Source organism: Caulobacter sp. SRI_014 (assembly GCF_057586315.1).
In genome coordinates this window covers 146,980-173,965 of the sequence record NZ_JBYCZQ010000002.1, presented here as the reverse complement: position 1 = coordinate 173,965, position 26,986 = coordinate 146,980, and the positions used below count along the sequence as shown (strand labels likewise).

At 68.3% G+C, this 26,986-nt stretch carries 25 protein-coding genes and 1 riboswitch; of the genes, 4 read left to right on the top strand and 21 right to left on the bottom strand.

What is annotated here, in order from left to right; translation table 11 throughout:
• Positions 1 to 47 precede the first annotated feature (47 nt).
• A complete protein-coding gene (locus AC2YG9_RS06245) occupies positions 48 to 1,085 on the top strand; it encodes a substrate-binding domain-containing protein (protein ID WP_487297085.1) in 1,038 nt (345 codons plus the stop codon).
• Here the strand turns inward: AC2YG9_RS06245 and AC2YG9_RS06240 are convergent, their stop codons facing one another.
• The 14 genes from AC2YG9_RS06240 to AC2YG9_RS06175 all read right to left on the bottom strand — a co-directional run bounded on the left by AC2YG9_RS06240 (position 1,086) and on the right by AC2YG9_RS06175 (position 17,349).
• The gene (locus tag AC2YG9_RS06240; RefSeq protein ID WP_487297084.1) at positions 1,086 to 2,003 is read right to left on the bottom strand and encodes an alpha/beta hydrolase; all 918 of its coding nucleotides are present in this window, start codon (positions 2,001 to 2,003) and stop codon (positions 1,086 to 1,088) included. It lies immediately after the preceding gene.
• 35 nt (positions 2,004 to 2,038) lie between these two features.
• A complete protein-coding gene (gene lpdA, locus AC2YG9_RS06235) occupies positions 2,039 to 3,436 on the bottom strand; it encodes a dihydrolipoyl dehydrogenase (RefSeq protein WP_487297083.1) in 1,398 nt (465 codons plus the stop codon).
• Positions 3,437 to 3,515: 79 nt separating this feature from the next.
• Positions 3,516 to 3,944, bottom strand: a complete 429-nt coding sequence (locus AC2YG9_RS06230; protein WP_487297082.1) for a hypothetical protein — start codon at positions 3,942 to 3,944, stop codon at positions 3,516 to 3,518.
• A gap of 2 nt (positions 3,945 to 3,946) precedes the next feature.
• Complete coding sequence (locus tag AC2YG9_RS06225) at positions 3,947 to 4,384, bottom strand: hypothetical protein (protein ID WP_487297081.1); 438 nt, start codon at positions 4,382 to 4,384, stop codon at positions 3,947 to 3,949.
• A 9-nt stretch (positions 4,385 to 4,393) separates the two neighbouring features.
• A complete protein-coding gene (locus tag AC2YG9_RS06220) occupies positions 4,394 to 4,999 on the bottom strand; it encodes a hypothetical protein (protein ID WP_487297080.1) in 606 nt (201 codons plus the stop codon).
• On the bottom strand, positions 4,996 to 5,673 hold the full coding sequence (locus AC2YG9_RS06215; RefSeq protein WP_487297079.1) for a hypothetical protein: 678 nt from the start codon (positions 5,671 to 5,673) through the stop codon (positions 4,996 to 4,998). The genes AC2YG9_RS06220 and AC2YG9_RS06215 overlap by 4 nt, the downstream gene beginning before the upstream one ends.
• A gap of 69 nt (positions 5,674 to 5,742) precedes the next feature.
• Positions 5,743 to 6,399 carry a hypothetical protein gene (locus tag AC2YG9_RS06210; protein WP_487297078.1) on the bottom strand — a complete coding sequence of 219 codons (657 nt, stop codon included), beginning with the start codon at positions 6,397 to 6,399 and terminating at the stop codon, positions 5,743 to 5,745.
• A 25-nt stretch (positions 6,400 to 6,424) separates the two neighbouring features.
• Positions 6,425 to 7,660 carry a 2-oxoglutarate dehydrogenase complex dihydrolipoyllysine-residue succinyltransferase gene (odhB, locus tag AC2YG9_RS06205; protein WP_487297077.1) on the bottom strand — a complete coding sequence of 412 codons (1,236 nt, stop codon included), beginning with the start codon at positions 7,658 to 7,660 and terminating at the stop codon, positions 6,425 to 6,427.
• A 53-nt stretch (positions 7,661 to 7,713) separates the two neighbouring features.
• Positions 7,714 to 10,668 (bottom strand): 2-oxoglutarate dehydrogenase E1 component, encoded by a 2,955-nt coding sequence (locus AC2YG9_RS06200; protein WP_487297076.1) that lies wholly within the window; start codon positions 10,666 to 10,668, stop codon positions 7,714 to 7,716.
• Between the two features lie 147 nt (positions 10,669 to 10,815).
• The gene (locus AC2YG9_RS06195) at positions 10,816 to 11,403 is read right to left on the bottom strand and encodes a hypothetical protein (protein ID WP_487297075.1); all 588 of its coding nucleotides are present in this window, start codon (positions 11,401 to 11,403) and stop codon (positions 10,816 to 10,818) included.
• An 8-nt stretch (positions 11,404 to 11,411) separates the two neighbouring features.
• The gene (gene sucD, locus AC2YG9_RS06190; RefSeq protein ID WP_487297074.1) at positions 11,412 to 12,296 is read right to left on the bottom strand and encodes a succinate--CoA ligase subunit alpha; all 885 of its coding nucleotides are present in this window, start codon (positions 12,294 to 12,296) and stop codon (positions 11,412 to 11,414) included.
• 50 nt (positions 12,297 to 12,346) lie between these two features.
• Positions 12,347 to 13,540 carry an ADP-forming succinate--CoA ligase subunit beta gene (gene sucC, locus AC2YG9_RS06185; RefSeq protein ID WP_487297073.1) on the bottom strand — a complete coding sequence of 398 codons (1,194 nt, stop codon included), beginning with the start codon at positions 13,538 to 13,540 and terminating at the stop codon, positions 12,347 to 12,349.
• Positions 13,541 to 13,722: 182 nt separating this feature from the next.
• Positions 13,723 to 15,009 carry a spinster family MFS transporter gene (locus AC2YG9_RS06180; RefSeq protein WP_487297072.1) on the bottom strand — a complete coding sequence of 429 codons (1,287 nt, stop codon included), beginning with the start codon at positions 15,007 to 15,009 and terminating at the stop codon, positions 13,723 to 13,725.
• An 87-nt stretch (positions 15,010 to 15,096) separates the two neighbouring features.
• On the bottom strand, positions 15,097 to 17,349 hold the full coding sequence (locus AC2YG9_RS06175) for a TonB-dependent receptor (protein ID WP_487297071.1): 2,253 nt from the start codon (positions 17,347 to 17,349) through the stop codon (positions 15,097 to 15,099).
• 296 nt (positions 17,350 to 17,645) lie between these two features.
• Here AC2YG9_RS06175 and AC2YG9_RS06170 point away from each other — a divergent pair, with 296 nt between their 5' ends.
• On the top strand, positions 17,646 to 18,032 hold the full coding sequence (locus AC2YG9_RS06170; RefSeq protein WP_487297070.1) for a hypothetical protein: 387 nt from the start codon (positions 17,646 to 17,648) through the stop codon (positions 18,030 to 18,032).
• Here AC2YG9_RS06170 and AC2YG9_RS06165 read toward each other — a convergent pair.
• Genes AC2YG9_RS06165 through AC2YG9_RS06155 form a run of 3 tightly spaced genes read right to left on the bottom strand, consistent with a single transcriptional unit; the run spans position 18,019 to position 20,676 of the window.
• Positions 18,019 to 18,708: a TetR/AcrR family transcriptional regulator gene (locus tag AC2YG9_RS06165; RefSeq protein ID WP_487297069.1), complete on the bottom strand. Its 690-nt coding sequence runs from the start codon at positions 18,706 to 18,708 to the stop codon at positions 18,019 to 18,021. The two genes, AC2YG9_RS06170 and AC2YG9_RS06165, sit on opposite strands and share 14 nt — an antisense overlap.
• 56 nt (positions 18,709 to 18,764) lie before the next feature.
• Positions 18,765 to 20,219 (bottom strand): carotenoid oxygenase family protein, encoded by a 1,455-nt coding sequence (locus AC2YG9_RS06160; protein WP_487297068.1) that lies wholly within the window; start codon positions 20,217 to 20,219, stop codon positions 18,765 to 18,767.
• Positions 20,220 to 20,226: 7 nt separating this feature from the next.
• Entirely contained in the window at positions 20,227 to 20,676 is a 450-nt protein-coding gene (locus tag AC2YG9_RS06155) for a DUF2141 domain-containing protein (RefSeq protein ID WP_487297067.1), read from the bottom strand.
• 129 nt (positions 20,677 to 20,805) lie between these two features.
• Here AC2YG9_RS06155 and AC2YG9_RS06150 point away from each other — a divergent pair, with 129 nt between their 5' ends.
• Positions 20,806 to 21,552 (top strand): LytTR family DNA-binding domain-containing protein, encoded by a 747-nt coding sequence (locus AC2YG9_RS06150; protein WP_487297066.1) that lies wholly within the window; start codon positions 20,806 to 20,808, stop codon positions 21,550 to 21,552.
• 3 nt (positions 21,553 to 21,555) lie between these two features.
• On the opposite strand, the gene AC2YG9_RS06145 is transcribed toward AC2YG9_RS06150, so the two are convergent.
• On the bottom strand, positions 21,556 to 21,885 hold the full coding sequence (locus AC2YG9_RS06145) for a hypothetical protein (protein WP_487297065.1): 330 nt from the start codon (positions 21,883 to 21,885) through the stop codon (positions 21,556 to 21,558).
• 71 nt (positions 21,886 to 21,956) lie between these two features.
• Positions 21,957 to 22,161, top strand: a riboswitch (cobalamin riboswitch).
• A gap of 132 nt (positions 22,162 to 22,293) precedes the next feature.
• On the opposite strand from AC2YG9_RS06145, the gene AC2YG9_RS06140 reads away from it, so the two are divergent.
• Positions 22,294 to 24,117 carry a TonB-dependent receptor plug domain-containing protein gene (locus tag AC2YG9_RS06140; protein WP_487297064.1) on the top strand — a complete coding sequence of 608 codons (1,824 nt, stop codon included), beginning with the start codon at positions 22,294 to 22,296 and terminating at the stop codon, positions 24,115 to 24,117.
• Positions 24,118 to 24,275: 158 nt separating this feature from the next.
• Here AC2YG9_RS06140 and AC2YG9_RS06135 read toward each other — a convergent pair whose 3' ends face one another.
• Genes AC2YG9_RS06135 through AC2YG9_RS06125 form a run of 3 tightly spaced genes read right to left on the bottom strand, consistent with a single transcriptional unit; the run spans position 24,276 to position 26,986 of the window.
• Positions 24,276 to 24,980: a glycosyltransferase family protein gene (locus AC2YG9_RS06135; RefSeq protein WP_487297063.1), complete on the bottom strand. Its 705-nt coding sequence runs from the start codon at positions 24,978 to 24,980 to the stop codon at positions 24,276 to 24,278.
• 48 nt (positions 24,981 to 25,028) lie between these two features.
• Positions 25,029 to 25,907 (bottom strand): bifunctional regulator KidO, encoded by an 879-nt coding sequence (locus tag AC2YG9_RS06130; RefSeq protein ID WP_487297062.1) that lies wholly within the window; start codon positions 25,905 to 25,907, stop codon positions 25,029 to 25,031.
• Positions 25,904 to 26,986 (bottom strand): hypothetical protein, encoded by a 1,083-nt coding sequence (locus AC2YG9_RS06125; RefSeq protein ID WP_487297061.1) that lies wholly within the window; start codon positions 26,984 to 26,986, stop codon positions 25,904 to 25,906. The genes AC2YG9_RS06130 and AC2YG9_RS06125 overlap by 4 nt, the downstream gene beginning before the upstream one ends.

Here is a 26,986-nt window from a genome sequence, read left to right as displayed (position 1 = left end):
TGTCGCACAAGCTTTGTAGGGACGGTTCCAACCATCGGGACCGTCCTATGAAACGCCTGCTCGCCACCGCAATTTCCGTGATCGCCATGGCTTCGGCCGGGACCGCCTGGGCGGCCCGCGACTATGTCTGGGCGGCCGGCTCCTCGACGGTGTTTCCGTACACGACTCGGGTGGCCGAGACCTATGCCCGCAAGACCGGGTCGCGCACGCCCAAGGTCGAGAGCCTGGGCACCGGCGGGGGGATAAAGTTGTTCTGCGGCGGGGCGGGCGACGCCTTCCCCGATATCGCCAATGCCAGCCGGCCGATGAAGAAGTCGGAATACGAGGCCTGCCAGAAGAACGGCGTGACCGACATCATCGAGATCAAGGTCGGCTACGACGGCATCGTCCTGGCCATGGACAAGCGGGCGCCCGACTTCAACCTGAAGCTGGAGCATCTGTTCCTGGCCCTGTCGGCCGACACCCTGCGCCAGGGCCGGCTGCAGAAGAACCCCTACCTGAACTGGAGCCAGATCGGCCCCGGCCTGCCGCCGAGCAAGATCCTGGTCTACGGCCCGCCCCCGACCAGCGGCACCCGCGACGCCTTCCTGGAACTGGGCATCGAGGCCGGGGCGACCCGCTTCGACCTGCTCAAGGCGATGAAGAAGGACGACGAGAAGGCCTTCAAGGGCCGGGTCGATCCCCTGCGCTCCGACCGCTGGATCGACGCCGGCGAGAACGACAACGCCATCGTCCAGACCTTGACCCGGACCCCGGGTTCGGCCGGCGTGTTCGGCTATTTCTTCTACGAAGAGAACATGGACAAGGTGAAGGTGGCCTCGATCGACGGGGTCAAGCCGACCTTCGAGACCATCGCCTCGGGCAAATACCCGCTCAGCCGCTCGCTCTACATCTACGTCAAGAAATCCCGCCTCGACCTGACCCCGGGTCTGCGCGCCTTCGTCAAGGAGTACACCTCCGACGCCGCCAGCGGCCGGGGCGGGTATCTGCAGGAACGCGGCATGATCCCCCTGCCGCCGGCCATGCATGAGCAGGTCAAGGCGTCGGTGAAGGCCGGCGCGCCGATGGCGGCTCCGGCGAAGTAGTCAGCCGCCCGTCACGTCCCGAATCCACGCCCCCGCGTCGCTGAGCGCCTTGCGGCCGGCGGCCAACTGGCCGGACCAGGCGTGCCAGACGTGGAGCATCTCCGGCCAGATCTCCAGCCGCACTGGCACGCCGGCCAGGCCGGCGGCCTCGGCCACGGCGATGCTGTCGCTCATCAGCACCTCCGCCCCGCTGACATGGACGAGGATCGGGGCGATGCCCGTGAAGTCGCCGAGCGCTGGCGAAGCGTGCGGATGGGCCGCGTCGGCGCCGTTAAGATAGGCGGCGGCGAACTGGTCGAGGCCCGGAATGCTGATCATCGGATCGAGATGCTGCACGGCCTCATAGGCCTTGCCGACCTGACGCAGATCCGCCCACGGACTGATGCAGAACAGGCCGGCCGGTTGCGGCAGACCTTGATCCCTCAGCGCCAGCGCCGTGGCCAGGGTCAGGCCGCCGCCGGCGCTGTCGCCGGCGATGACCATCCGCGCCGGATCGATGCCGGCCTCCAGCAGGTGCTTCCAGGCCTTCACTCCATCCTCGACGGCGGCGGGGAAGGGGTTCTCCGGCCCCATGCGATAGTCGGGGACCAGGACCGGACAGCCGGCCTCCGACGCCAGCCGGGCGCACATGGGGCGGTGGCTTCTGGGGCTGCCGATCACATAGCCGCCGCCGTGCAGGTAGAGGATCTGACGGCTCTCGTCATAGCTCGGCGGCACCAGGCCCTCGGCGGCCATGCCCTCGATGTCGACCGGCACGACCAGCGTGCCCTCGGGCAGGGAGCCGATCTCGCCGAAGCCATCCATGGCGGCGCGGCGCTCGGCCCAGGTCTGCTCGGGCGAGCCCTCAGGCGGCTGCAGCGAGGCGTAAAGGGCTCGCACCGCAGCGATCTCCGGATCGCGCCACTTGATGTCGCCCATCTCTCTCTCCCGTGTGTTTGTCACACGGTGAGGGGTCAGGCCTGCATCGTCCAGCCCTCGACGCCCATCGCCGCCTGGCGGCCGGCTTCGGAGCGGGTGGGGTGGGGGTGGCAGGTGCGGGCCACGTCTTCGGACGCGGCGGCAAACGCCATGGCCACGCAGTACTCGCCGATCATCTCGCCGGCCTGCGGACCGATGATGTGGACGCCGAGAATGCGGTCGGTCGTGGCGTCGGCCAGGACTTTCGCAAAGCCCTCGGTCTCGTGGTTGATCTTGGCGCGGCTGTTGGCGGTGAAGGGGAACTTGCCGACCTTGTAGGCGACGCCCTCGGCCTTCAGCGCATCCTCGGTCTTCCCGACCCAGGCGACCTCCGGATAGGTGTAGATCACCCCCGGCACCAGGTTGTAGTCGACGTGGCCCGCCTTGCCGGCGATCAGCTCGATACAGGCGACGGCGTCTTCCTCGGCCTTGTGGGCCAGCATCGGGCCGTAGATGACATCGCCGATGGCCCAGACGCCCGGGGCGCTGGTCTTGAAGTGGTCGGTCTCGATGACGCCGCGCTTGTCGGGCGTGATGCCCACCGTCTCAAGGCCCAGGCCTTGGGTGTAGGCGCGTCGGCCGATGGCCAGCAGGACGTAGTCGGCCCGAAGCGTCTCGGCGTCGCCGCCCGCGGCCGGCTCGAGGGTCAGCTCGACGTCCTTCTTGCCGACCTTGGCGGCGGTGACCTTGGTTCCCAGCTTGAAGGTCATGCCCTGCTTGGTCAGGCTGCGCTGGAAGGTCTTGGCGGTTTCCTCGTCGACGCCGGGGGTGATGCGCGGCAGGAACTCGACGACGGTGACCTCGGCGCCCAGACGGCGCCAGACCGAGCCCAGCTCCAGGCCGATGATGCCGGCCCCGATGACCACCAGGCTCTTGGGAACCTCAGGCAGAGCCAGGGCGCCGGTGGAATCGACGATCCGCTTCTGGTCGACCTCGACGCCGTTCAGCGGCGTCGGCTCCGAGCCGGTGGCGATGACGATGTTGGTGGTCTCGAGGGTGGTCTCGGAGCCGTCCTCGGCCTTCACGGCGACCTTGCCCGGACCGGCGATCCGGCCCCAGCCCTTCACGTAGTCGACCTTGTTCTTCTTCATCAGGAACTCGACGCCCTTGGTCAGGGCTTCGACGCTCTCGGCCTTCTGGGCCATCATCTGGGTCAGGTTCAGCTTGGGCGAAACCTCGATGCCCAGCTTGGCAAAGTCCTTGCCGGCCAGTTCGTACATCTCGGAGGCGTGCAGCAGGGCCTTGGAGGGCATGCAGCCGACGTTCAGGCAGGTGCCGCCCAGCTTGCCGCGACCTTCGACGATGGCCGTCTTCAGGCCCAGCTGCCCGGCGCGCACCGCCGCATTGTAGCCCCCGGGGCCGCCCCCGATGATGACGACGTCGTACTGGGCCATCAGCCGCAAATCCTTCGAGTGAATTTTGTGCGCTGCATATGGCGTATTGCGGCCGGTTTTTCGAGGCTTAACCGCTGTCCTAGCGGAACAAACCGACCAGATTGCACCCCAGGACGAAGCCGGTGGAGCCGAGGTAGAGCAGGAAGGCGTTGGTCGAGGCGCGGCGGCCCTTCCGGCTGGCCTCGTCCTTCGGCGGCAAAGCCTTGCGGGCCCAGGCGAAATAGGCCCCCTGCAGGGCGCAGCAGGCCAGGAAGGCGGGCGGAGCCAGGGGGCTGAGCAGGATCAGGAAGATGCCTGACATCAGGGTCAGGGCTCCGACCCCGAAGATGGTCCAGCCGCGCAGCTGTTCGATGCGGTCGGTCGGCTGCAGGGTCAGTTTTTCCAACGCCCTGTCCATGAAGGCGTTCATCCGCCAGGCGTTCAGCGCCACCGCCCCGGCGAAGACGTACCAGCCGCCCAGCAGGCGGGCGACGACCTTGAGGGTGAGCAGCAAATCGTCCGGGCTCATCCTCAGCCCAGCCAGCCCAGGAGGATGGTCGCCCACAGGCCCAGCGCGATGAGGCCGAGCACCAGCACCGTCAGGCTGCGCCAGAGGACTGGTCGGCGACGCTGACGCTGATCGGCCATCGCCCAGCCGACTTCGGGTATCATCAGCGCCGCGCTGGCCAGGGCGGCGGCGGTCATGCCGGGCCGATCCGGGCGGACGATGGCGTCTTCCTCGGGCAGGGGTTCGGGCACTGGCAGGTTGCGCAACATCTCGACGCCGACCGCCAGCTCGTCCTCCGGCAGAAGGACGCGAAAGCCGCCCAGGGCCGAGCGGGCCATCCAGTTCATGCTGGCCCAGTGGTCGTCGAACAGCTGGGGCGACAGTCCGGCCGAGCGCAGGGCGGAGGTGGCGATGGTCGCCTCGTTCAGATCGTAATAGCGGGCGATGACGACCAGGCTCATGGACCGATCCTAGTCCCTATTCCAATGGGCGTCAGTCTCTCCCAGCCTGCGTTTGCCCAGCGGAGCAAAGAGGCAGAAAAGGCCGAGGATGACGCCGCCCTCGATCTTCAACATCAGGATCAGGGCCGAGGCCTCGGCCGGGCTGTAGGCGCCGGTCTGTTTGAGGCCCATGAAGATCCAGAAGGCGCCTTCGAAGACGGCGGCGATCAGGGCCATCATGACGGCGCTGGGCGGATCGCGGAACATCCGCTGCAGGGCGCGCAGGCGCAGAGCCATGGCCCCAAGCGCCACCCACAGCGGCTCCCACAGCCAACCGGCGGCGGCGTCGCGCAGGGTCTCGCCGAACGGCAGCAGGGTCAGGCGCGCCAACTCGGCGCGGGGCTCGCCCAGCCAGCCCGCCAGCTGCGGGGCGATGTGGAACAGGGCCAGGGCCAGCACCACCGGTCCGATGACCCAGGGCCTCCATCCCGCCGGTTTGCGCCGGTCGGGTTCCTCGTCGGCGGGCGGCGGCGTGGCGGTCTCGGTGGCCTCGCCCCGCAGGTTGCGGCCAAGGCCGTCGCGCAGACGCTCGACCGGATCGGGTTCGGAGCCTTCGACGATGGGGTCCTTGCTCATGACTGCTCGAAGCGGACCCGCTGACGGCTGGTCGGGCCGAAGAAGACGGCGGTCAGAAACAGGAAGACGATCTCCCCGACCATCAGCTGCCAGACCCCGTCGCGCTCGGCCGTGGTGAAGCCGCCCTGCTCGAGCACCTTCCGGCCCCACAGCAGCCAGGCGCCGCCCTCGACGACCAGAGCCGCCATCGACCAGCCGACGGCGTCGAGAATAGCCAGATGGGTCACCCACACGGCCCGCAGCCGCAGGGCCAGGGCCAACAGGGTCACCCAGATGGGCGCCCACAACCAGCCGGTGATCATCGGCTCGAGCGGGGCCGCGAAGTCCGGCAGGGCGGCGACGACCGCCTTGATCATGCCGCGCGGAGCCTCGGGCTCCATGAACAGCGCCAGTTGCGGCAGGGCGTAGGCGGCGGCGAAGGCCAGGAACACCGGCGCCAGCCAGATGACGGGCGGCCCGTGGACCTCGCGCCAGGCCTTGGTCGCCTTGGCGTCGGCTTCAGGCGCCTCAGCCTCGGCCTGGGCGGCTTTGCGGCGCTTCCGCGCTTTGGCGGGCGCGGGCGCCGGCGCCTTGGCCCGCATGGCCTTCAGGGCCGAGACCAGGTTGCGCCACCAGACCGCCGGGCCCGACGGCTCCGGCCCGCTGATGATCGGATCGTTGTGATGCTCGCCCATGCCGCCCCCGGCCCCTTGTGCTGGAGCGGAGCATGCACCAGCCGGGGCGGCAGGTCACCCCGCCGCTGCTCAGACCTCCTGGCGCCGCCGCTGGCGGTCCAGAAACCACAGCAGGCCCAGCGGGAGCATCAGAATTGCCCCCTCGACCAGCAACAGGCTGGCCAGTGGTCCCTGACCCTCGCGGCCCGAGGCCAGGACCACCCAGGCGCCGGCTTCGAGCAGGAAGGCGACAACCGCCAGGGTCAGCGCCCCCATCACCGACTTCTTGGCGGCGTTCATGGCCATCACCCGCAGGGCCAGGGCGCCGGCCCAGACCCAGAAGGGCTCGAAGCTCCAGGCCCGGGCGGCAGGGCTGAGCAGGTCGCCGAACGGCAGGCTGGCCGCCAGGCTGAACAACAGGTCGGCCAGGCCGATGAAGTCGCCGATGTGGGGCGAGGCGTGGAACAAGGCCAGCAGGCCGATGACCGGCGGGATCAGGCCGTTCAGGACGCCCGGCCGGCTGGTCGCCTGGAAGGCCGGCGAAACCTTCAGCCGCCGGCGCTCCTTCTTTTCCGGCCCGACCTCAACCGTCGGGGCGCGGAAGGTGACGCCCTGGTTGACCGCCGACTGGCCGATGTTCAGGTCGGTCCCGCCGTTGGACCACGGCCAGACAAAGCCGCCCGGCTCGACGATCGGACTGCCGTGGCCGGAGGGACGGTTGTCCGTGACTTTGGGGGGACCCGACATGGCGCTCACCATGCCGGGCGTTTGATCAGACGTCCAGCAGCAGGCGCTGCGGGTCTTCGATCGCTTCCTTGACCTTCACCAGGAAGGTCACGGCGCCCTGGCCGTCGACGACGCGGTGGTCGTACGACAGGGCCAGGTACATCATCGGGCGGATGACGATCTGGCCGTTCACGACCATCGGCCGCTCCTGGATCTTGTGCATGCCCAGGATGCCCGACTGCGGGGCGTTGAGGATCGGCGTCGACATCAGCGAGCCGTAGACCCCGCCGTTGGAGATGGTGAAGGTGCCGCCCTGCATGTCGTCGATCGACAGCTGGCCGTCGCGGGCCTTCTTGCCCAGCGCCCCGATGGCCTTTTCGATGTCGGCCAGGCCCATGGCGTCGGCGTCACGCACGACCGGAACCACCAGGCCCTTGTCGGTGCCGACGGCGACGCCGATGTCGTAGTGGTTCTTGTAGATCAGGTCCTGGCCGTCGATCTCGGCGTTGACGTCCGGAATGGCCTTCAGGGCCGCGACACAGGCGCGGACGAAGAAGCTCATGAAGCCGAGCTTCACGCCGTGGGTCTTCTCGAAGGTGTCCTTGTACTGATTGCGCAGGGCCATGACCGCGCTCATGTCCACCTCGTTGAAGGTGGTCAGCATGGCGGCGTTGTTCTGCGCCTCCTTCAGCCGGCGGGCGATGGTCTGGCGCAGGCGGGTCATCTTCACCCGCTCTTCGCGCTCATGGATGGCGCGGGCCGGAGCCGGGGCGGCGGGCGCGGCCGGGGCGGCGGCGCGGGCGTCGAGCGCGGCCAGGGCGTCGCCCTTGGTGATGCGGCCGTCCTTGCCGGTTCCGGCGACGCTGGCCGGGTTCAGGCCGGTCTCGCTGACGATGCGCTGCACGCTGGGAGCCAGCGGCTTGTCGTCGGCCTTCGCGGCGACAGGGGCGGCCGGCGCGGGGGCCGGAGCCGGAGCCGGCGCGGGCTTGGGCGCTTCGGCCTTGGGGGCCGGAGCAGCCGCTTCGGCCTTCGGAGCGGCAGCCGCGCCACCAGCGCTGACGACGCCGAGCAGGGCGCCGGGGACGACCGTGTCGCCGTCGTTGGCGGCGATGCTTTCCAGCACGCCGTCGGCCGGGCTGGCGACTTCCAGGCTGACCTTGTCGGTTTCCAGCTCGACGATGATCTCGTCCTTCTTCACCGCCTCGCCCGGCTTCTTCTTCCAGCTGGCGACCGTCGCTTCGCTGACGGATTCACCCAGGGCGGGGGTCATGATGTCGGCCATAGATCCTTACTCGTCTGTCTGTTCGTTCGCGCCGGGGGAGGGTCGGCTATCGGTTAGGCAAAGGCGTCGTTGAGGAACGCTTCGAGTTCACGCATGTGCCGGCTCATCATGCCGGCGGCGGTGGAGGCGCTGGCCGGGCGGCCGACATAGCGGGCCCGCTTGGCCTTGATCTTCATGCGCTCGAGGGTCAGCTCGAGCCAGGGATCAACGAAGGTCCAGCCGCCCATGTTCTTGGGCTCTTCCTGAACCCACATCAGCTCGGCGTTGGGGAAGCGCTGCAGCAGCTGCATCACCGACTTCATCGGCCAGGGGTAAAACTGCTCGATACGCATGATGTAGACGTCGTCGCGCCCGGCTTTCGCACGCGCTTCGACCAGGTCGAAGTAGACCTTGCCCGAGCAGGCGATGACGCGGGTGATCTTGTCGTCAGGCTTGAGGGTGACCCCGCCGACGTCGCAGCCGGCCTCGGCCCCGTCGACCATGACCCGGTGGAAGCTGCCGTTCGGACCCATGTCCTCGAGGTTCGACACCGCCTTCTTGTGGCGCAGCAGGCTCTTTGGGCTCATGACGATCAGCGGCTTGCGGAACTCGCGGTGCATCTGGCGGCGCAGGGCGTGGAAGTAGTTGGCCGGGGTCGAGCAGTTGACGATCTGCATGTTGTCCTCGGCGCAGGACTGCAGGAAGCGCTCAAGGCGGGCCGAACTGTGTTCGGGGCCCTGGCCCTCGTAGCCGTGGGGCAGCAGCATGACGAGGCCGCTCATCCGCAGCCATTTGCGCTCGCCGCTGGAGATGAACTGGTCGATGACCACCTGGGCGCCGTTCACGAAGTCGCCGAACTGGGCTTCCCACAGGGTCAGGGTGTTGGGGTCGGCGAGGCTGAAGCCGTACTCGAAGCCGAGCACCGCCTCTTCCGACAGCAGGCTGTCGATCACCTCGTAGTGGGCCTGGCCGGGGCGCAGGTTGTTCAGCGGGGTGTAGTGTTCTTCCGTGGTCTGATCGATCAGGTCGGAGTGGCGCTGGGTGAAGGTGCCGCGCACGCTGTCCTGGCCCGACAGTCGGACCGGATAGCCCTCGTCGAGAAGGGTGGCGAAGGCCAGGTGCTCGGCCAGGGCCCAGTCGATACCCTCGCCGGCGTCGATGGCGGCGCGGCGGTTCTCGACCATGCGCTTGACGGTCTTGTGGACGTCGACATGGGCCGGGGCGGTGGTGATCTTCTGGCCGAGATCCTTGAGCTTCTGCAGGGAGACGCCGGTCTTGCCCTTGCGCTCTTCGTCGCCGGGCAGGGTCAGGCCGGCCCATTTTCCGTCCAGCCAGTCGGCCTTGTCGGCCTTGTAGGTCTTGCCGGCCTCGAACTCGGCGTCGAGGAAGTCGTCGAACTCCTTGATCCAGGCGTCGACGTCGGCCTGGGTGGCCACGCCCTCGTTGATCAGCCGGGTCGAGTAGAGCTCGCGGGTCGAGGGATGACCCTTGATGCGCGCGTACATCAGCGGCTGGGTCATCGTCGGGTCGTCGCCCTCGTTGTGACCAAAGCGCCGGTAGCAGAACATGTCGATGACCACGTCCTTGCCGAACTGCTGGCGGTACTCGGTGGCCACCTTGGCGGCGTAGACGACCGCTTCAGGGTCATCGCCGTTGACGTGCAGGATGGGCGCTTCGACCATCAGCGCCACGTCCGACGGATAGGGGCTGGTGCGGCTGTAGTGCGGCGCGGTCGTGAAACCGATCTGGTTGTTGACGATGAAGTGGACGGTGCCGCCGGTGCGGTAGCCCTTCAGGCCTGACAGGGCGAAACACTCCGCCACAACGCCCTGGCCGGCGAAGGCCGCGTCGCCGTGCAGCAGCAGCGGCAGGACATGGGTGCGGCCGGCGTCCGGCGTCTCTCGCAGGGTGAAGGCCTGCTTGGCGCGGGCCTTGCCCAGCACCACCGGGTTGACGATTTCCAGGTGGGACGGGTTGGCGGTCAGCGACAGGTGGACGTTGTTGCCGTCGAAGGACCGGTCCGAGCTGGCGCCCATGTGGTACTTCACATCGCCGCTGCCCTCGACGTCCGAGGGCAGGCTCGTGCCCCCTTGGAACTCGTGGAAGATGACGTGGTAGGGCTTGCCCATCACGGCGGCCAGGACGTTGAGGCGGCCGCGGTGCGGCATGCCGAGAACGATGTCCTTCACGCCCAGGGCGCCGCCGCGCTTGATGATCTGTTCCAGGGCCGGGATGCAGGCCTCGCCGCCGTCCAGGCCGAAGCGCTTGGTGCCGGGGAAGCGCTTGTGCAGGAAGCGTTCGAAACCCTCGGCCTCGATCAGCTTCTTGAGGATGGCGACCTTGCCCTCCTTGGAGAAGTTGATCTCCTTGTCGCGCCCTTCGATGCGCTCCTGCAACCAGCCCTTCTCGGCCGGGTTGGAGATGTGCATGTACTGGACGCCGACGTTGCCGCAGTAGGTCCGGCGGACGATCTCGAGAATCTCGCGAAGCGTCGCGGTCTCAAGCCCCAGCACGAAGTCCAGGAAGATCGGACGGTCGAGGTCGGCGTCGGTGAAGCCGTAGTTGCTCGGCTCCAGTTCGCTGGCGTCGCCGGGGGTGATGGCGATGCCCAGGGGGTCGAGATTGGCCTTCAGGTGGCCGCGCATGCGGTAGGCGCGGATCATCATGATGGCGCGCAGGCTGTCGGTGGTGGCGGCGCGGATGGCCTCGGCGCTGGCGCCAGGGGATTTCACCTCGATGGCCTTGCCGAGCTTGGCTTCGACCGCCGGCCACTGGCCGTCCAGGGCCGACAGCCATTCGGGGCGCGGGGCGTCCGGACGGTTGGGCGTCCAGGCCGGTTGGGCGGCGCCTGCCTTGATGGTCTGGGCCTGGTCGGTCAGGGTCGCGAAAAACGCCTGCCAGGAGCTGTCGACGGAGGCCGGGTTCTCGGCCCAGCGGGCGTGCAGGTCTTCGACGTAGTCGGCGTTGCCGCCGTAAAGGAACGAAGTTTCGGTCAGGATCTGATTGATGATGCCTGCGTCGTCGGCCATTGCACTCGCGCCAGTTTGCGCCGCTCCTGGGGAACGGCCTTTCGAATGGGGCCTCATATAGGCTCCTCACCCGTGAATGGGGAGATAAACCGCGCGGATTTGTTGGGTTTTTTCGAGGTTTGAGCGACCGTTGGCCGCCCAGGCGCCTCAGGGCAGCAGTTCGTAGAAGCGGACGGAGCCGAAAGGCACATCGCCCGGGCCGGGTTCGGCGTCCTGGACCTGAACGTGGATGATCCGTTCGCCGGGCTGAAGAATGCGGTTGCCGCGCCGGACCTCAACCAGGAACGGGACCAGATCAATGGCCTCGATCTTGCCGTCGGCCCGGCGGAGGCCCCACCACTCGCCGCCGGCGTAGCCCGGATAGAGGACGGCCAGTTCCTCGACGAAATCCTTGCCGTCGCCCAGGGAGGCGCCGAAGACGCAGACCATGTGGCGCGATTTGAGGCCGAGGTCGTTCTCGTCGCGGATCATGGCCTGCAGGGAGTAGAAGGCCGGCCCGGTCTTGCCGGGATTGTGCCTGATCGTGCTGTACTCGTTGACCCCGCGCGGAGCCTCGACCTCGAACTCGGGCCAACCGCTCGCCCGGGCGGCGGCCAGCACGGGCTCGACGCCGGCGTAGCCCTGGGAGCAGGCGGCGACCGCCTGTTTGACGGTCGTTCGCGCCCAACTGACCTGGGCGGAAGCGACGGTGGGCGCGGCGGCCAGCAGAAGAACGGCCAGCGCCGCGCGCGCCATCACGGGGATCAGCCCTTCAGCACTTCCATCAGGGTTTCACCCAGCCGCGCCGGCGAGGGCGAGACGCGGATGCCGGCCGCTTCCATGGCGGCGGTCTTGTCACCCGCGCCGCCCTTGCCGCCCGAGATGATGGCGCCGGCGTGGCCCATGCGGCGGCCGGGAGGGGCGGTGACGCCGGCGATGAAGCCGACCATGGGCTTCCAGCGGCCCTTCTTGCGCTCATCGGCGATGAACTGGGCGGCGTCCTCTTCGGCGCTGCCGCCGATTTCGCCGATCATGATGATCGACTTGGTCGCCTCGTCGGCCAGGTACATCTCGAGGATGTCGATGAATTCGGTGCCCTTGACGGGGTCGCCGCCGATGCCGACCGCCGAGGTCTGGCCGAGGCCGACGTTGGTGGTCTGGAACACCGCCTCATAGGTCAGGGTGCCCGACCGGGAGACGACGCCGACGCTTCCTTCCGAGAAGATGCCGCCCGGCATGATGCCAATCTTGCACTGGTTGGGGGTCAGGACGCCGGGGCAGTTGGGGCCGATCAGGCGCGACTTGCTGCCCGACAGGCTGCGCTTGACGCGGACCATGTCGGCCACCGGGATACCTTCGGTGATGCAGACGATCAGGGGGATCTCGGCATCGATGGCTTCGCAGATGCTGTCAGCCGCGAAGGGCGGCGGGACGTAGATCACCGAGGCGTCGGCGCCGGTGCGGTCCTTGGCCTCGGCGACGGTGTCGAACACCGGCACGCCGACGTGGGTGGTTCCGCCCTTGCCGGGGGTGACGCCGCCGACCATCTGGGTGCCGTAGGCGATGGCCTGTTCGGTGTGGAAGGTCCCCTGGCTGCCGGTGATCCCCTGGCAGATGACCTTGGTGTTCTTGTCGATCAGAATGGACATGAGGGCTCTCTAGCCTTGAATTCTTGAGGTGAAGGCGAAGGGCGCGGCTCCTAGCCGCGCACCGCCTTGACGATCTTCTCGGCGCCGTCCGACAGGTCGTTGGCGGCGATGACGTTCAGCCCGCTCTCGCGGATGATCTGCTTGCCGAGCTCGACGTTGGTGCCTTCCAGGCGGACCACCAGCGGAACCTGCAGCCCGACTTCCTTGACCGCGGCGATGACGCCCTCGGCGATGATGTCGCAGCGCATGATGCCGCCGAAGATGTTGACCAGGATGCCTTTGACGTTCGGGTCGGCGGTGATGATCTTGAAGGCTGCGGTGACCTTCTCCTTGCTGGCGCCGCCGCCGACATCGAGGAAGTTGGCCGGCTCTGCGCCGTACAGCTTGATGATGTCCATGGTCGCCATGGCCAGGCCCGCGCCGTTGACCATGCAGCCGATCTCACCGTCGAGGGCGATGTAGCTGAGGTCGTACTTGCTGGCCTCGATTTCCTTCTCGTCCTCTTCCGTTTCGTCGCGCAGGGCGACGATGTCGGCGTGGCGGAACAGGGCGTTGCCGTCGAAGCTGATCTTGGCGTCCAGCACCTTGAGGTGCTGGTCGGTGGTGATGATCAGCGGGTTGATCTCCAGCATCTCCATGTCCTTGCCGACGAAGGCGGCATAGAGCTGGCCGAGGATGACGCCGGCTTCCTTGGCGAGACCGCCGGTCAGACCCAGGGTCTTGGCCAGGCTGCGGCCATGGTGGGCCATGACGCCGGTGGCCGGGTCGATGCTGAAGGTGTGGATCTTCTCGGGGGTGTCGTGGGCGACTTCCTCGATGTTCATGCCGCCCTCGGTCGAGGCGACGACGCTGACTCGGCTGGTCTCACGATCGACCAGCAGCGAAAGGTAGAATTCCTTTTCAATGTCCGAGCCGTCCTCGATGTAGAGGCGGTTGACCTGCTTGCCCTTGGGACCCGTCTGATGGGTCACCAGCACCCGGCCGAGCATCTCCTCGGCGTGCAGGCGGACTTCCTCGACCGACTTGGCCAGGCGGACGCCGCCCTTGCTGTCGGGGCCCAGGCCCTCGAAGCGGCCCTTGCCGCGTCCGCCGGCGTGAATCTGGCTTTTCACGACGTACAGCGGACCGGGCAGCCGCTCGGCGGCGCTGGCGGCTTCGTCGGGCGTCATGGCCGGGAAGCCCTTGGACACGGGAGCGCCGAACTCGGCGAGGACGGCCTTGGCCTGATATTCGTGAATGTTCATCGCTGGAAAGGGCTCGCCTTGTGCGGTGGGGGACCGGGCGCGGTCGCAGACGGGGGCCTTATAGGCGCCGCACGTTAGGGCAGGCAACCCACGCAAATCGATGCGAAAAGACAAACCCCGCGAGACGGCCTCGCGGGGTTGTCGATGCTTTACGTTCGCGGAAAGGGGGGCGGTTCGGCCCCCTACTCCACCCAGTCTTTCTTCAGGGTGCGGCTGGCGACCAGCAGCAGCAGGACGCTGAGCAGATAGAAGCCGAAGCCGGTGTAGATGGCGTAGCGCAGGCTTTCCGCGCCGAAGTGCGGCTTGAGCACGTCCGACACGGCCCCGAAGTACCAGGTCCCGAGCGCGATCCCGACCAGATTGTTGATCAGCAGGAACAGGGCCGAGGCCGTCGCCCGCATGGTCGATGGCACCAGGTGCTGCACCGAGGCCAGCACCGGACCGAGCCAGGCCAGGTTCAGGCCGGTGGGAATCAGGAACAGGAAGAAGACGGCCAGCCGGCTGTCGCTGTTCATCGCCGCAAACGACAGCGGCATGGCGATCAGGAAGGCGATGGCCGGGACCAGCGGATAGGCGCCGCGCGACTTGGCCCCCAGCTTGTCGGCGATCAGCCCGCCCAGCCAGATGCCCATCACCCCGCCGAAGAAGGCGATGCCGCTGTAGAACCAGCTGGTCTCGATCAGGGTCATGTCCAGGCTGCGCATGAAGAAGGACGGCAGCCACAGGGCTACCCCGTAACCATTGACCGAGGCGCAGGCGGCGCCGAAAGCCAGCAGCCAGAAGCTGGGCTTGACCAGCAGGGTCCTCAACACCTGGCCGAACGGCGGCGCGGGCGGCGGTTCGATCACGGCGGCGCCTTCGACAAGGTCCATGCCACCGCGGCGGGGCTCCCTGACGGTCAGCAGGAAGATCGGCGCGAGGGCGACGCCGGCCAGACCGACGATGATGAAGGCCAGGCGCCAGTCGATCAGCGCCGCGATCAGGCCCCCGAACAGGATGCCGGCGGCGGTGCCGATCGGGATGCCGAACGAAAAGGCCGCCAGGGCCCGGCCGCGCTGGTGCTTGGGAAAGTAGTCGCTGATCAGGCTGTAGCCGGGTGCGGCCCCGCCGGCCTCACCGACGCCGACGCCGGTGCGGAAGGCGAACAACTGCCAGAATCCGCTGGCCAGACCGCACAGGGCGGTGAAGCCGCTCCATACGGTCAGGGCTCCGGTCATGATCCATACCCGGCTCTTGCGGTCGGCCAGCCAGGCGATGGGAATGGCCAGGGTGGAGTAGACGATGGCGAAGGACAGCCCGCTCATCATCCCGAACTGCCCGTCGGACAGACCGAACTCGGCCTTGATGGGGCCCGCCAGGATGGCGAGGATCTGGCGGTCAACGAAGTTCAGAGCATAGACGACGATCAGGATCGCCAGCACGTAGTAGCGATAGGCGGAGGAGGTCTCCGCCGGGCTGGTCTCACGCATCGTGGTCTCCGGAAAAACGGGTCTCAAAATACGAAAAGGGCGACCGGTTTCCCGGCCGCCCTTCGCGTCAGTCCCTTCAGGAAGCGGCTAGAACTTGTAGCCGACCCGCAGGGTCACGGTGCTCGGCGCGCCGTAGTAGACGGTGCGGATGCTGCCAACCGAGCTGAACTCCTGGCCGTCGGTCTTGTAGGTCTCATCACCGATGTTCTGGCCGTAGAGACCGACGTTGATCTTGCCGTTGGCGTCGGTCCAGACGACGCGGGCGTCGAACAGCCAGTAGTCATCCTGGAACAGGCCGTTGATGCGGGTGCGGCTGTTGGTCAGGGTGTTGTCGACCGCCAGGGCATGTTCGCTGCGGAAGCGGGCCTGACCGCCGAGGGTCAGATCGCCGGCGCCGCCGAGGTTCCAGCTGTATTGGGCGCCGTAGCGCACGGTCCACCTGGGGGCGAAAGCCGGATCCTGGAAGTCGCGGTTGCCGCCGGTGGTCGTGAAGCGGACGTCCTTGAAGCCATCGTATTCGGCCGTCAGGTAGCCGACCTGGGCGTCCAGCAGCAGGCCGTCGATCGGCCGGACGCTAGCTTCCAGCTCGGCGCCGCTGAGCTTCAGCGAGCCGGCGTTGATGACCGTAAGCTCGGGGCTCGGCAGGCCGGTGCCCGGATCGGTCACCGTGCCCGACACCCGGGCCTGGAAGTCCTGGTAGTCGTTAGTGAAGACGGTGACGTTGAACAGGATCTTGTTGTCCCAGAAGCGCGACTTCAGGCCGGCTTCCCAGCTGTTCATCTGTTCCGGATCGTAGGGCGCCTGTTCGCCGGGGTTGTTGGCCCGGCCGTTGAAGCCGCCCGACTTGAAGCCGACGGCATAGCGCGCATAGAGCAGCACGTTGTCAGCCAGCTTGTAGTCGACCGAGACCATCGGCGAGAGGTCGTCCCAGGTCTCGTTCAGCCCGCTGAAGGCGAAGGCCGGGTTGGCCGTCAGCAGAGGGCTGCTCGAGAAGGTCGAGGTCGAGCGGCTGTAGGTCTTCTCTTCCTCGGTATAGCGCAGGCCGGCCGACAGGCTGAGGGCGTCGGTGACATCCCAGCTGGCGTTGACGTAGGCGGCCCAGCTCTTGGTCTCCAGGTCATCGTCGACGGTACGCAGGAAGGTCGGGTTGGCCAGCACCGGGCCAACCAGGTTGTCGGCGTAGGCTTCCTGGTGCGAGGTGATGTTCTCGACCATGTAGAACAGGCCGCCGACCACTGTGACCGGGCCGCCCTCGTAGGCCAGTTGGAACTCCTGGCTGGTCTGGTCCTGGTCGACGCCGACGAAGACGTCGCCGACTTCAAGCTGGGTGGCGTCGATGTCGATGTAGTCGTCGGTCTTCAGCTCGCGATAGGCGGTGATCGACTTGAAGGTCAGGACGTCATTGATGTCCCACTGCACCTGGGCCGAGGTACCCCAATGCTCCAGCTTGGTGGAGTTGGGCAAGCCGGGTGTAGTGCGCGCCTGGAAGTCGTAGGGGCCGTCGGTCGGCACGGTCAGCAGCGGACCGCCGAACAGGGTGGTCAGGTTGTTGAGCGGCTTGCCCACGTTCAGGGCCGCGTCGTCCTTGTTGTAGTCGACGTTGACATCGACGCGCACGGCGTCGGTTGGGGTCCAGGCCAGGGCGCCGCGGACACCCCAGGTGTTCTTGTCGTTGTACTGGCGGTTCAGAACGGGGTCGTGGACATAGCCGTCCCGCTTGGAGACCAGGGCCGAAAGACCCAGCGACAGCTGGTCGGCGACCACCGGGCCCGAAACATTGCCGTTCAGTTCGAACTGATTGTAGCTGCCGACGGCGGCCTGGGCGCTGGCGCGGAACTCGTCGCCGGGCTTGCGGGTGACGAACTTCAGGGCGCCGCCGATGGTGTTCTTGCCGTACAGCGTGCCTTGCGGACCGCGCAGGACCTCGACCCGTTCCAGGTCGAGCAGGTCCAGATTGGTGCCGCGGATCCGGCTGTAATAGACGTCGTCCACATACAGGCCGACCGCCGGGTCGAAGGTCTGCAGGGCGTCGGGCTGGCCGACGCCGCGGATGTAGATGTTGGTCGAGTTGGACGAGCCGCGGCCCTGGACGATGTTCAGGTTCGGAACGGCGCCCTGCAGGCCGGTGGTGTCGTTGGCCTGGATGCGATCGAGGGCCTGTTCGCTGAAGGCGGAGACCGCGGCCGGGACTTCCTGCAGATTTTCACTGGTGCGGCGGGCCGTGACGACGACTTCCTCGACGTCGGTCCCTTCGGTCGGAACGGTCTGGGCGTAGGCGCCGGCGCTCGCAGCGCTCCAGGCCGCTCCGGCCAGCAGCATGGCTTTCCACATGGTCTTCATAGTCGCCCTCCCTGGGAGCGTCGGCTTCGGACCTTCGATCTTGGTCCTGTGGTCCGTTGGCGGACGTTGTTGATTACGAGAAATTCACCGAAACGCGAATTATTGCCGACCTTGAGTCAGGACGGCTTCGCGCGCAACGGCGGGCTGGCCTTCGCCGGCCTTTTTTCACCACATGGTGAATTGGCGCCACAGTTGGGGCGGGCCGGGCGCGAGGTTCGAACAACACCCCCCCAACCGGAGGGCGAGCGGTGCGGACCCAGGGCTTAGGTTGAGGCCAAGCTCAGCAAAGGATCGCCATGCGCCTCGCCCCCGCCGTCTTCGCCGTCGCCGCCTGCCTTATCGCCGCGCCGGCTTCCGCCCAGGTCTGGGAGGCCAGCAAGGTCAACTGCGTCGGGGCCTACGGCGCCCTGGCCCATGAGGCGCAGGCCCAGGTCGCCTGGCGGCCTGGCTTCGGCAATGGAACAAATCTGCTGACCATCAACTGGGCCGACCGTCGAACCCGGTTGCTGGGCGGCGCCGTCGCAACCGAGGCCGCCGCCAGGGTCGTGGAAGACAACTTCCGCCAGATGCTGCGCAAGGACCGCATCGACGATGTCGCCCAGGGGACCGGCGTGGTCATCGAGCTCTCGATGCGCTGCGACAAGGCCTTCGGCTATTCGCCGTCGTTCGTCATTCCGGGGTGATCAGCGCCCCGAATCCCGCCGCGCAGTAGCGGTAGAGCCGCTTGCGGATCGCCTCCAGGTCGTTGGAGTGGCAAAGGCCCTCCGACAGCTGGTCGATGCGCCCGGTCTCCGACAGGGCCAGGGTCATGGAGCCGGTCAGGAACTGATAGCCCCAGTAGAGGTCGGCCAGCTCGGCCTGCGGCGCCGCCCGCTTGAGGGTATCGACCAGTTGGTGGACCACCGGATCGAAGAACCGGTGCATGGTCTCGCCGCCCCAGGCCGGGGTGTTGTTCACCTGGGCGACGAGGGCGAAGTAGTTCTTCCAGCCCGCCCCGCCGGTCAGCGACCGCTCGATCAGGGGTTCGATGAAGGCGGTGATCACCCCCAGCGGCGTCATGGTCCCGGGATTGGCCGCCTCATAGGCGTCCATCGAAGCCTTGCGGTCGCTGTTGAGGATCTCGGCCCGGCGCAGGAAGACGGCGTCGAACAGTTCGCGCTTGGCCCCGAAGTAGTAGTGGATCAGGGCGGTATCGACGCCGGCCTCGGTGGCCACCTGGCGGGTGGTGACGCCATAGAAGCCGTGCCGCGCGAACAGGCCTTCGGCGGCGTCCAGGATGGCCTGGCGCATGTCGCTGCCGGAAGATTTCGCCGGCCGCCCCCGCCCGTCCTTGCGTGGCCTGCCCCGTGTCGCGGTCATGGAAAACATCGATAGGCCGCGCCGGGAGCCCAAGGCAAGGGTGTGGCAAGCCCCCGTCAGACCCAGCACCCATGGAACCCCACCGGCAACGGGACATCCGCCCGCCAGCTGCACAGCGGCCCGTCCGACACCCGCGACGCCTCGAACACATGCAGTTCGGTCGCCCGGGCCTTGAGGTTCAGCGTGGTCCCGACCAGCCAGCCGTCCAGCTCGCGGCTCGATCCGGGGCGGGGTACGAACAGGTGCTCCTCGGCGCAATGGCCCGGTCCGAAGTCGAAGACATCGGCCCGGCCGGTCTTCCAGTCGCTGACCGCGATCCCCTGCAGGAAGGGCTTGGCCGGACCGCCGCTGACGGTGTTGACCACCGTCTTCATTCGGCCGTGGCCGGCGAAGCGGGGGTCGGTCTTCGGGAACTCGGCCGGCAGGGCGGTGGTCTCGATGTGGCCCGCGCCATCGGCGTCCAGGGTGATGAAGGACAGGCGGGTCACCTGCGTGTCGGGCATCTTCAGCGCCGTGATCTGCGATCCGCCCCGCGCCGCGAAGCTGGCGTCGGCCTCGGTGCAGGCGTCGAACCGGATGCTGCCGTCGCGGTCTTCCCAGGCATCGCCCAGATGGAAGGCGAAGAAGGCCGGCAGGTCGTAGAGGCGGCGTTTGGAGAAGTCGTCCTTGTCGACCACCAGCACCTGCGTCCCCAGCTCCGGCCGCCAGCTCATGCTGTCGGCGAAGGGCAGCACCCGTTTGTCCTGGATCCAGGGCTGCAGGACGATGACCAGCGACCGGGCCGTGGCCGTGAAGTCGTGGATGTAGCTGGCGCGCGGCAGGTCGAGCATGCCGGTCTTCTCCAGCGACCCGTCCGCCTTGAGGGTCCAGACCAGGGCCTTGCGGCCGGCGACGCCCAGGTTCCACACCCGCCCGTTCGGCTCGATGCGCGGATGGGCCAGGAAGGGCATGTGGGCCAGGTCCGGTGCGTAGGTCTTGGGACCTTTGGTCGCCAGGGTCTCGAGATCCATTGCGATCGGCGAGCCCGGTTCCCACAGAGCCAGCAGCTCGCCGCCGATGGGCAGCAGGGCGGTGTTGGCGGCGTTGCTGTCGTCGGCGCTGCGCACCGTCGCGCCCGGCGCCGCGACAGCCGCGAAGCCCGGACCGACCAAGGCTCCAAAGGCCTGGTCCTGCCGTCGCTTGAAGGTGTCGACGAACTTCCCGGCCAGGCTCACCTTGCCGTCCCGGATGCGGAAGGCCCGCACCAGGCCGTCGCCGTCGAACCAGTGGGCCGGCGCCCCAGCCCCTCGCCTGAACTTGGCCGGCCCGTTGCGATAGAGGGTCCCGGTCAGCCCTTTGGGGGTCCGGCCATGGATCAGCCGCAGCCCCCGGGGTGCGAGATCGCTCTCGATGTCCCCCACCGCCAGGGCCCAGTCAGGGTTGGCGGCGGCCGAGGCGGCCAGCACCGCCTCCGGGGTGATGGCGGCTAGGCTGGCGCCCGCTAGGGCGGTGAGGAAGGCGCGGCGGTCCATGTGAGCCTCAGTCAATGACGATGGTCTGGGCCGCGCCATCGGCGCCGACCTCGAACGCCGCATCGGCCCACTTCGGCGGACCCATGGTCGAGGGCGCGTTGTTGGAGGCGGCATAGGGCTCGGTGGGGATGCCGAAGGGGTTGGTGTTCATGCGGCCGTCGCCGTCGATGTCGTGGAACACCTTGATGGCGTAGCGGCCGGGCTTGAGGCCCTTGATCGACTTGGTGACGCTGTCGCCGCTGACCGCCAGGCGCCAGCCGCCGACCGGCTCGCCGCCGGCGAAGGCCGCTTCGCTGTCATAGAGGCCGACGAACAGGGCGCCCTTGGGGGCGGCGATACCGGAAAAGGTGACACTGACCTCGCCGGCCTCTTGCGCATCGGCGTGGGGCGCGTTCACAACCGCGATGGCAGTGAACAGACAGGCGGCGAGAACGACTTTGGTCGATCGTGTGAACATCCTGAACTCCTTTGGGTGGATGGCGATGACCCACACCCTGCCGACCGTCCGATGAGCCCGCAGCCGCAAAGCCGTGGGCCGACGCCGCCGGTTCGCGAACGGACAGCGGCCGCCGTTCACGCTTCGTGGATGACCACGCTTGTTGCCAACCGTCATGCACGCGGTGTCGGCCTGGCCGTGCTGGCCGGCCTGTTCCTGGCCCTGACCGGGGCCTTTGAGACCGGTGGCAGCAGCCTGCTCACACGGCTGATCTACTGGACGCTGATGATGCTGGCCGGTTCGCTGACCGGGGTCGGCATTTCGATCTTCACCGATCGCTTTGGGCTGCTGGAAGAGCGGCCCTGGGTGCAAGGCGTCCTGATCGTGGTGCTGCTGACCCCGCCACTGACCGTGCTGGTCTGGCTCGCCACCACCCTGTTCTTCTGCCGCTGCGGCCTGCCGGTTTCGCGCCTGCCGCAGTTCATCGTGCCGGTCCTGGTCGTCACCGTGGCCATGACGGCGCTCAACTACCTGATCCAGAAGAAGCCGGAAGAGACGCACGCGGCCGGGGCCGACGCCGCCCCGCCCCGGTTCCTGGATCGCCTGCCGATGAAGCTGCGGGGGGCCGAGCTCTACGCCGTCGAAGCCGAGGACCATTACCTGCGGCTCCACACCAGCAAGGGCCAGGACCTGATCCTGATGCGGCTGTCGGACGCCGTCGCCGAGCTGGAAGGCATCGAGGGGGCCCGCACCCACCGAAGCTGGTGGGTGGCCAAGGGGGCGGTGACGGGGGCCAAACGCGGCGACGGCCGCGCCACCCTGTCGCTCAAGGACGGGGCCGAAGCGCCGGTCTCCAGAGCCTACGCCGGCGCCCTGCGGGCGGCCGGCTGGTACTGAAGGTCACTTCAGGGTCTTGCGGCTCGGATCGGCGACGCAGGCCAAGGCGATTTCGATAATCAGCGGCGGCATCTCGGAATCCGGCTCGGCCACCAGCTTATCGTTGAGGGCCGTCACTTCCTCCTCTGTCCATTCCGGCTCCAGAAGCCGCATCACACACTCGCAGGCCGCCCTGGTCAGGCTGCCCCCGGTGCAGCCGACGACGAAAGACTCCTTCAAGTCGTCCGGATAGGGCTTGATGTTGCGCGGCGGCGGTCGGCTGTCGGCCGCCTGGCTCAGGCCGGCGAACGCCATGGTCAGGACGACGCTGGCGGCGATGACGGACAGACGCATGCAGAACTCCCCCTCGAACTGGCGCCACGGTACGGGCAAATCCGCGCCCTTGCCATCCCTGCCGCATTGCAGCATCTAGCGCGTCAGGCGGTCCCCCAACCGGGGGCCAAGAGGGAAGGGGGTGTGAATCCCCCGCTGTGCCCGCAACTGTCAGCGGCGAGGGCCGCATCGGTCTCTCCTTCCACGGAAGGAGGGCGCCACTGGGAAACCGGGAAGGCGACGATGCGAACCTGATGACCCGCAAGCCAGGAGACCTGCCGCCGTCGTCGTTCGTCCGTGGCCCGGGTCCAGGCTGTCGGCGCGGGGGCTCCCGTTGAAGCGACCGTCGGCCGGCGCGCCGACGTTTGTCGCTTGACCTGACCCCGCCACGCGGCGCCGCGCGGGCTCCTTTGAAGAGGAGAACGCGCCATGCGTTTCACCACCCTGCTTGCCGCCGCCAGCACCCTGGCCCTGCTGTCGTCCGCCGCCTATGCGGCTGAAGTCGACGAGGGCGATGTCGACGCCGTCATCATCACCCGCCTGCCGACCGAACCGCAAACGGTGCTCGGACTCACCGTCATCACCGCCGATGACATCGACCGTCGCCAGGCTGTCTTCGCCGCCGATATCCTCGGCGACGTCCCCGGCCTGTCGCTCAGCCGCAACGGCGCCTTTGGCGGCGTCACCACCGTCCGCATTCGAGGCGCGGCCGGTGACAAGACCCTCGTGCTGATCGACGGCGTCGTCCAGAACGACGCCTCCAGTCCCAATGGCGGCTACGACTTCGCCGGCCTCGACCTGGCCGATGTCGAGCGCATCGAGATCCTGCAGGGGCCGCAGGGCTCGCTCTGGGGCAGCGACGCCATCGGCGGCGTGGTCAGCCTGACCTCGCGCGAGTTGAACGGCCTGCGCCTGGGCCTGGAGGGCGGGACCTATTCCACCGTGCGCGGCTCGGCGGCGGCGGGCATCGCCAATGACCGGTTTGCCGTGGGCGGTTCGCTCTCCGGCTACCGCAGCGACGGCGTTTCCAAGGCCGCCAACGGCACGGAAGACGACGGCTTCGAAAGCTGGTCCGCCAACGCCGGCGGCCGCGCCTCGATCGGCGACAAGGTCACCCTCGACGGCCGCGTCCGCTTCAGCCGGCTCGACGCCGATATCGACGGCTACAACGCCTTCTTCGCCTTCGGCGACACCACCGACCGCTCGGAATCGGAAAGCTGGAGCGGTTTTGCCCGCCTGCGGGCCGACGACGTCGCCGGCCTCGACCACAGCCTGACGGTCAGCGGCTACACTCTGCAGCGCGACAACATCTCGGCCTTTTCCTCGTCCTACGAGGCCGACCGCACCGCCGTCCGCTACACGGTCGCCCGTGGCGGCGCCGCTGACGCGTTTGCCTTCGTGGCCGGGCTGGAGCGTGATGAAACCGAGGCCAGCGTCAGCACCGGCGACACCGCCGACCTCGGCGCCACCTCGCTGTTCGGCGTTGTCCGCTGGCGTCCGATCGACCCCCTGACCCTGACCGGCGCCCTGCGCTACGACGACCCGGACGATTTCGACAGCGAGACCACCGCTCGCCTGTCCGCCGCCTATCAGGTCGGCGCCGGCTTCACCCTGCAGGCCAGCTGGGGCCAGGGCTACAAGGTCCCGACCATCAGCCAGGTGGTCTGTGACTTCTGCTTCCCGGCCGGCCCGTCGCTGGGTCTCAAGCCCGAGAAGGCCGACGGCTGGGACCTGGGGGCCAGCTGGCGCTCGTCCGACGACCGGCTGTTCGCCCAGGTCACCGGCTACCGGCTGGAGGTCGAGGACCAGATTTCCTACGGCGTCGGCCGCTACGTGAACATCGACCGCACTGAAACGACCGGCGTCACCGCCGCCTTCGACGCAGAGTTCGGCCCGTTCACCGTCAAGGCCGGCTACGCCTACACCGACGCGGTCAACGCGGTGACCGGCGCGCGCCTGCTGCGGGTTCCGGAGCATTCCGGCTCGGTCAGCCTGGGCTGGAGCAACGACCGCTTCGACACCCAGCTGACGGTGCGGGCCGAGGGCGAGCAGGTCGACAGCAATCCCTCGACCTTCTCGACGGAAACCCGCGACGGCTTCGTCACCGCCGACCTGACCGGCGGCTGGAAGCTGAACGACAGGCTGACCTTCACCGCCCGGATCGAGAACCTGGCCGACGAGGACTACCAGGAGAGCCTCGGCTACGGCGAAACCGGCCGCGCGGCCTACCTCGGCATCCGCTTCCGGAACTGATTTTCGCCTGAAAGGCGTCCTGGGTACGGAACGCTATTGGTCGACCGGTGTTTACTCATCGAAGCCGCCCGATTACGCCCCCCCGAAACCCAGGGCGGTTTCCAAGAGCCCGCCAACTCCCCCCCCGTTGGCGGGCTCACTACGTTTCGGGACAGCCTTCAGGCCGCATACTTCGCCAGGTCCTGCCGCCCGCCGGTCAGGTCGAGCACGTCGCGCATGGCGAACGCCGGGTCGGCGCTGTGCAGGGCGGCATAGACCCCGCGCGCGAAGGTCATGTCCGCATGGGTCTTCACCCGCCAGTCGAGGGTCGACAGGTCGCGCGGCGCGGCGAAGTTGGCGTGGCGCCAGCGCACCGGGTCGGCCCGCAGGAAGGCGGTCGGCGAGGTGCGGGCCTCGGGATCACGCGGCGCCTCGGCGGCGGCGATCAGGGCCGGGGCGGTCATCACCTCGACCTCCATGCCCTTGGGGAAGCCGAACCAGCCCCGGTTGGCGACATAGTCGGCGCCGCTGTCCAGCGCGATGCGGACGGCCTTGTCGACGATGGCCGGATCGACGAAGGGCGCGTCGCCCTTGATCCGCACCACATGGCTGACGCCGCCGATGCTGTCGGCGCAACGGGCGAAGCGGCCAAGCAGGTCGACCGGCGCGCCGCGATAGACGGCCTGGCCCCTGGACACCAGGAAGGCGGCCAACGGATCGTCCGTGGTCTCGACGCTGGTGGCGACGACGACGCGCGACAGGGTGCGGGCGGCCCGCAGGCGCTCGATCTGGCGCAGGATCATCGGCTGGCCGGCCAGGCTGGCCAGGGCCTTGCCGGGCAGCCGCTGGCTGGCCATGCGGGCCTGGAGAATGGCGAGGATCATGGGGCGTTTGCTCCTTCTGAGCGGTGCGCCGGGCTTCTTTTCGCGCCTTCAGGCGGCGGCCCAGCTGCTCCCGGAATCGAGGGCGACCGGGTCGTCGAGCGCCATCTCGTCCCAATCGAGGTCAGGGGGTGGGCTGGCGGCGGCGGCGATGATGGCCGACAGCTCGGCGGCGGTGGTCGGACTGACCAGAACGGCGGTGGCCTCGGGGCGCGACAGGGCAAAGCCCAGCGCCGCCTGCAACGGATCGCTGCGGCCCTCGGCGATCATCCGGCGCACGCGCGACAGACGCCCGGCGGCGCCCTTGAGGGTGGCCGGCACCCGGTCCGGGGGGAGGAAGAGGAGGCCGTTGAGGAACACCGAACGCAGCTGCACCTCGATGCCCATGCCGGCGATGCGGGCCAGCGAGCCGTCGGCGAGAAGGCGCTGGTCGAGCAGAGAGGCGGGGGCCTGGACCAGGTCCGGCTTGAAGCGCCTGGCGACGCCGCACGGATCGTCCGAGGCGTGCACGGAGATGCCGATGCGGGCAAAGAGGCCCTGGCTTTTAAGCGCCTGCAGCCGGTCCCACAGGGCCATGCCGTGCGGACCGAACAGCTCACCGACGCTCGGCACGACGATGGCGTCGGCTCGCTCGACGGCCATGCGGCGCAGGGAGGCGCGGGCCTCCTGCTCGACGAAGTCGGGACCTCGGTCGGCGCGGACGCTGTTGAGGGTCAGCCGGAAGGACGACGGACGCGGGATCAGGTCGCCGAGAATCTGTTCGGCGCGGCCATAGACGCCCGAGGCGTCGAGCACCGACAGCTGACCGCGCGCGGCGATGTTCAGGATGTCGCGCGCTTCCACCTCGGGCGGACGCGAGCGGGGGCCATGGCTCCCGCCGAGCCCGAACTGGGCGGCGGAAAGGCCAAGCTTGGTCAGGGGGAAACTCATGCGCGTCCTTCTGGAGCGACCGAATACGGAGCACTGGAATAGAGGGGGTCGTAGACCGGCCGGGGCCGGGAGAAGATTTCCGCCAGGTTGCGGGCCATCATGGCCGGCAGCACGGCGGCGTAGGCATCGACCAGGGCGGCCACCTCGACCTGCGCGTGGGCGGCGCTGAGGGCATGGGGGCCGACGACGATCAGCCCGCGGCTGGTCATCTCGCGCATCCACAGCCCTTCGAGGATCGGGGCGGCGAACAGCGGGGTGGGCAGGGTCGGATCGCCGGCCAGGGTGAAGACCCGGGCGGCGCCGGCCCGCTTGATCAGGCTCTCGACCTCGGTCTGGATTTCCGCGCCCATCACCTGCAGGTGCGGCGCGACCGGGGCGGCGCCCAGAGTCTCCAGCGTCGCCGTGGCGGCGGCCAGGCTGTCGCCGCGCGGGGCGGGCAGGTCTTCGGGATCGATGGCGCCGATCAGGTCTTCAGACCCGGTTACGGCGCCGATCGGCCGGCCGTTGGCGATGCCGGCCCCGAACACCGAAAAGTCGGGGCGGACGTTGCTGAGGCCCTGCACGCCCTGGGCGTGGACGCGGAAGCCGCTGGAGCCTTCGTCAAAGATCAGCAGGGCGCCGACGGCGGTCGCCGCCTTGCGGGCCAGGCGCAGCTGGCCGGGGGTCATGCCGAGCGGGTCGACCAGCACGGCGGCCAGATCGGTCTCGCCGTTGCAGACGCCACTCCGCGGGTCCCAGACGGCGACGCGCTTGCAGCCGGTGATCCTGCGGGCGGCGGCGACGGCGGCGGGAAGGGCCTGGCCCTCCTCGGCGCAGAGGGCGACAGCCGGGCGGGGCGGCAACAGGGCGGAGAGAGCGGAAGATGCGTCTTTTCCGGTGGCCTTGCCGGCGGCGACGGCGGCCTCGACGCGCGGGTGGGCGTGGCCCAGCAGGACCGAGCCGCCGGCCATGTCGAAGTCGATGCGGGCCGCGCCATCCTCGTCGATCAGGCGGCAGCCGCTGGCGACCGGCCGGCTGGCGGCGCGGCGGACGAAGGCTTCGGCGATGAAGGCGGCGTTCGGCACTTTGGCCACTCGCAT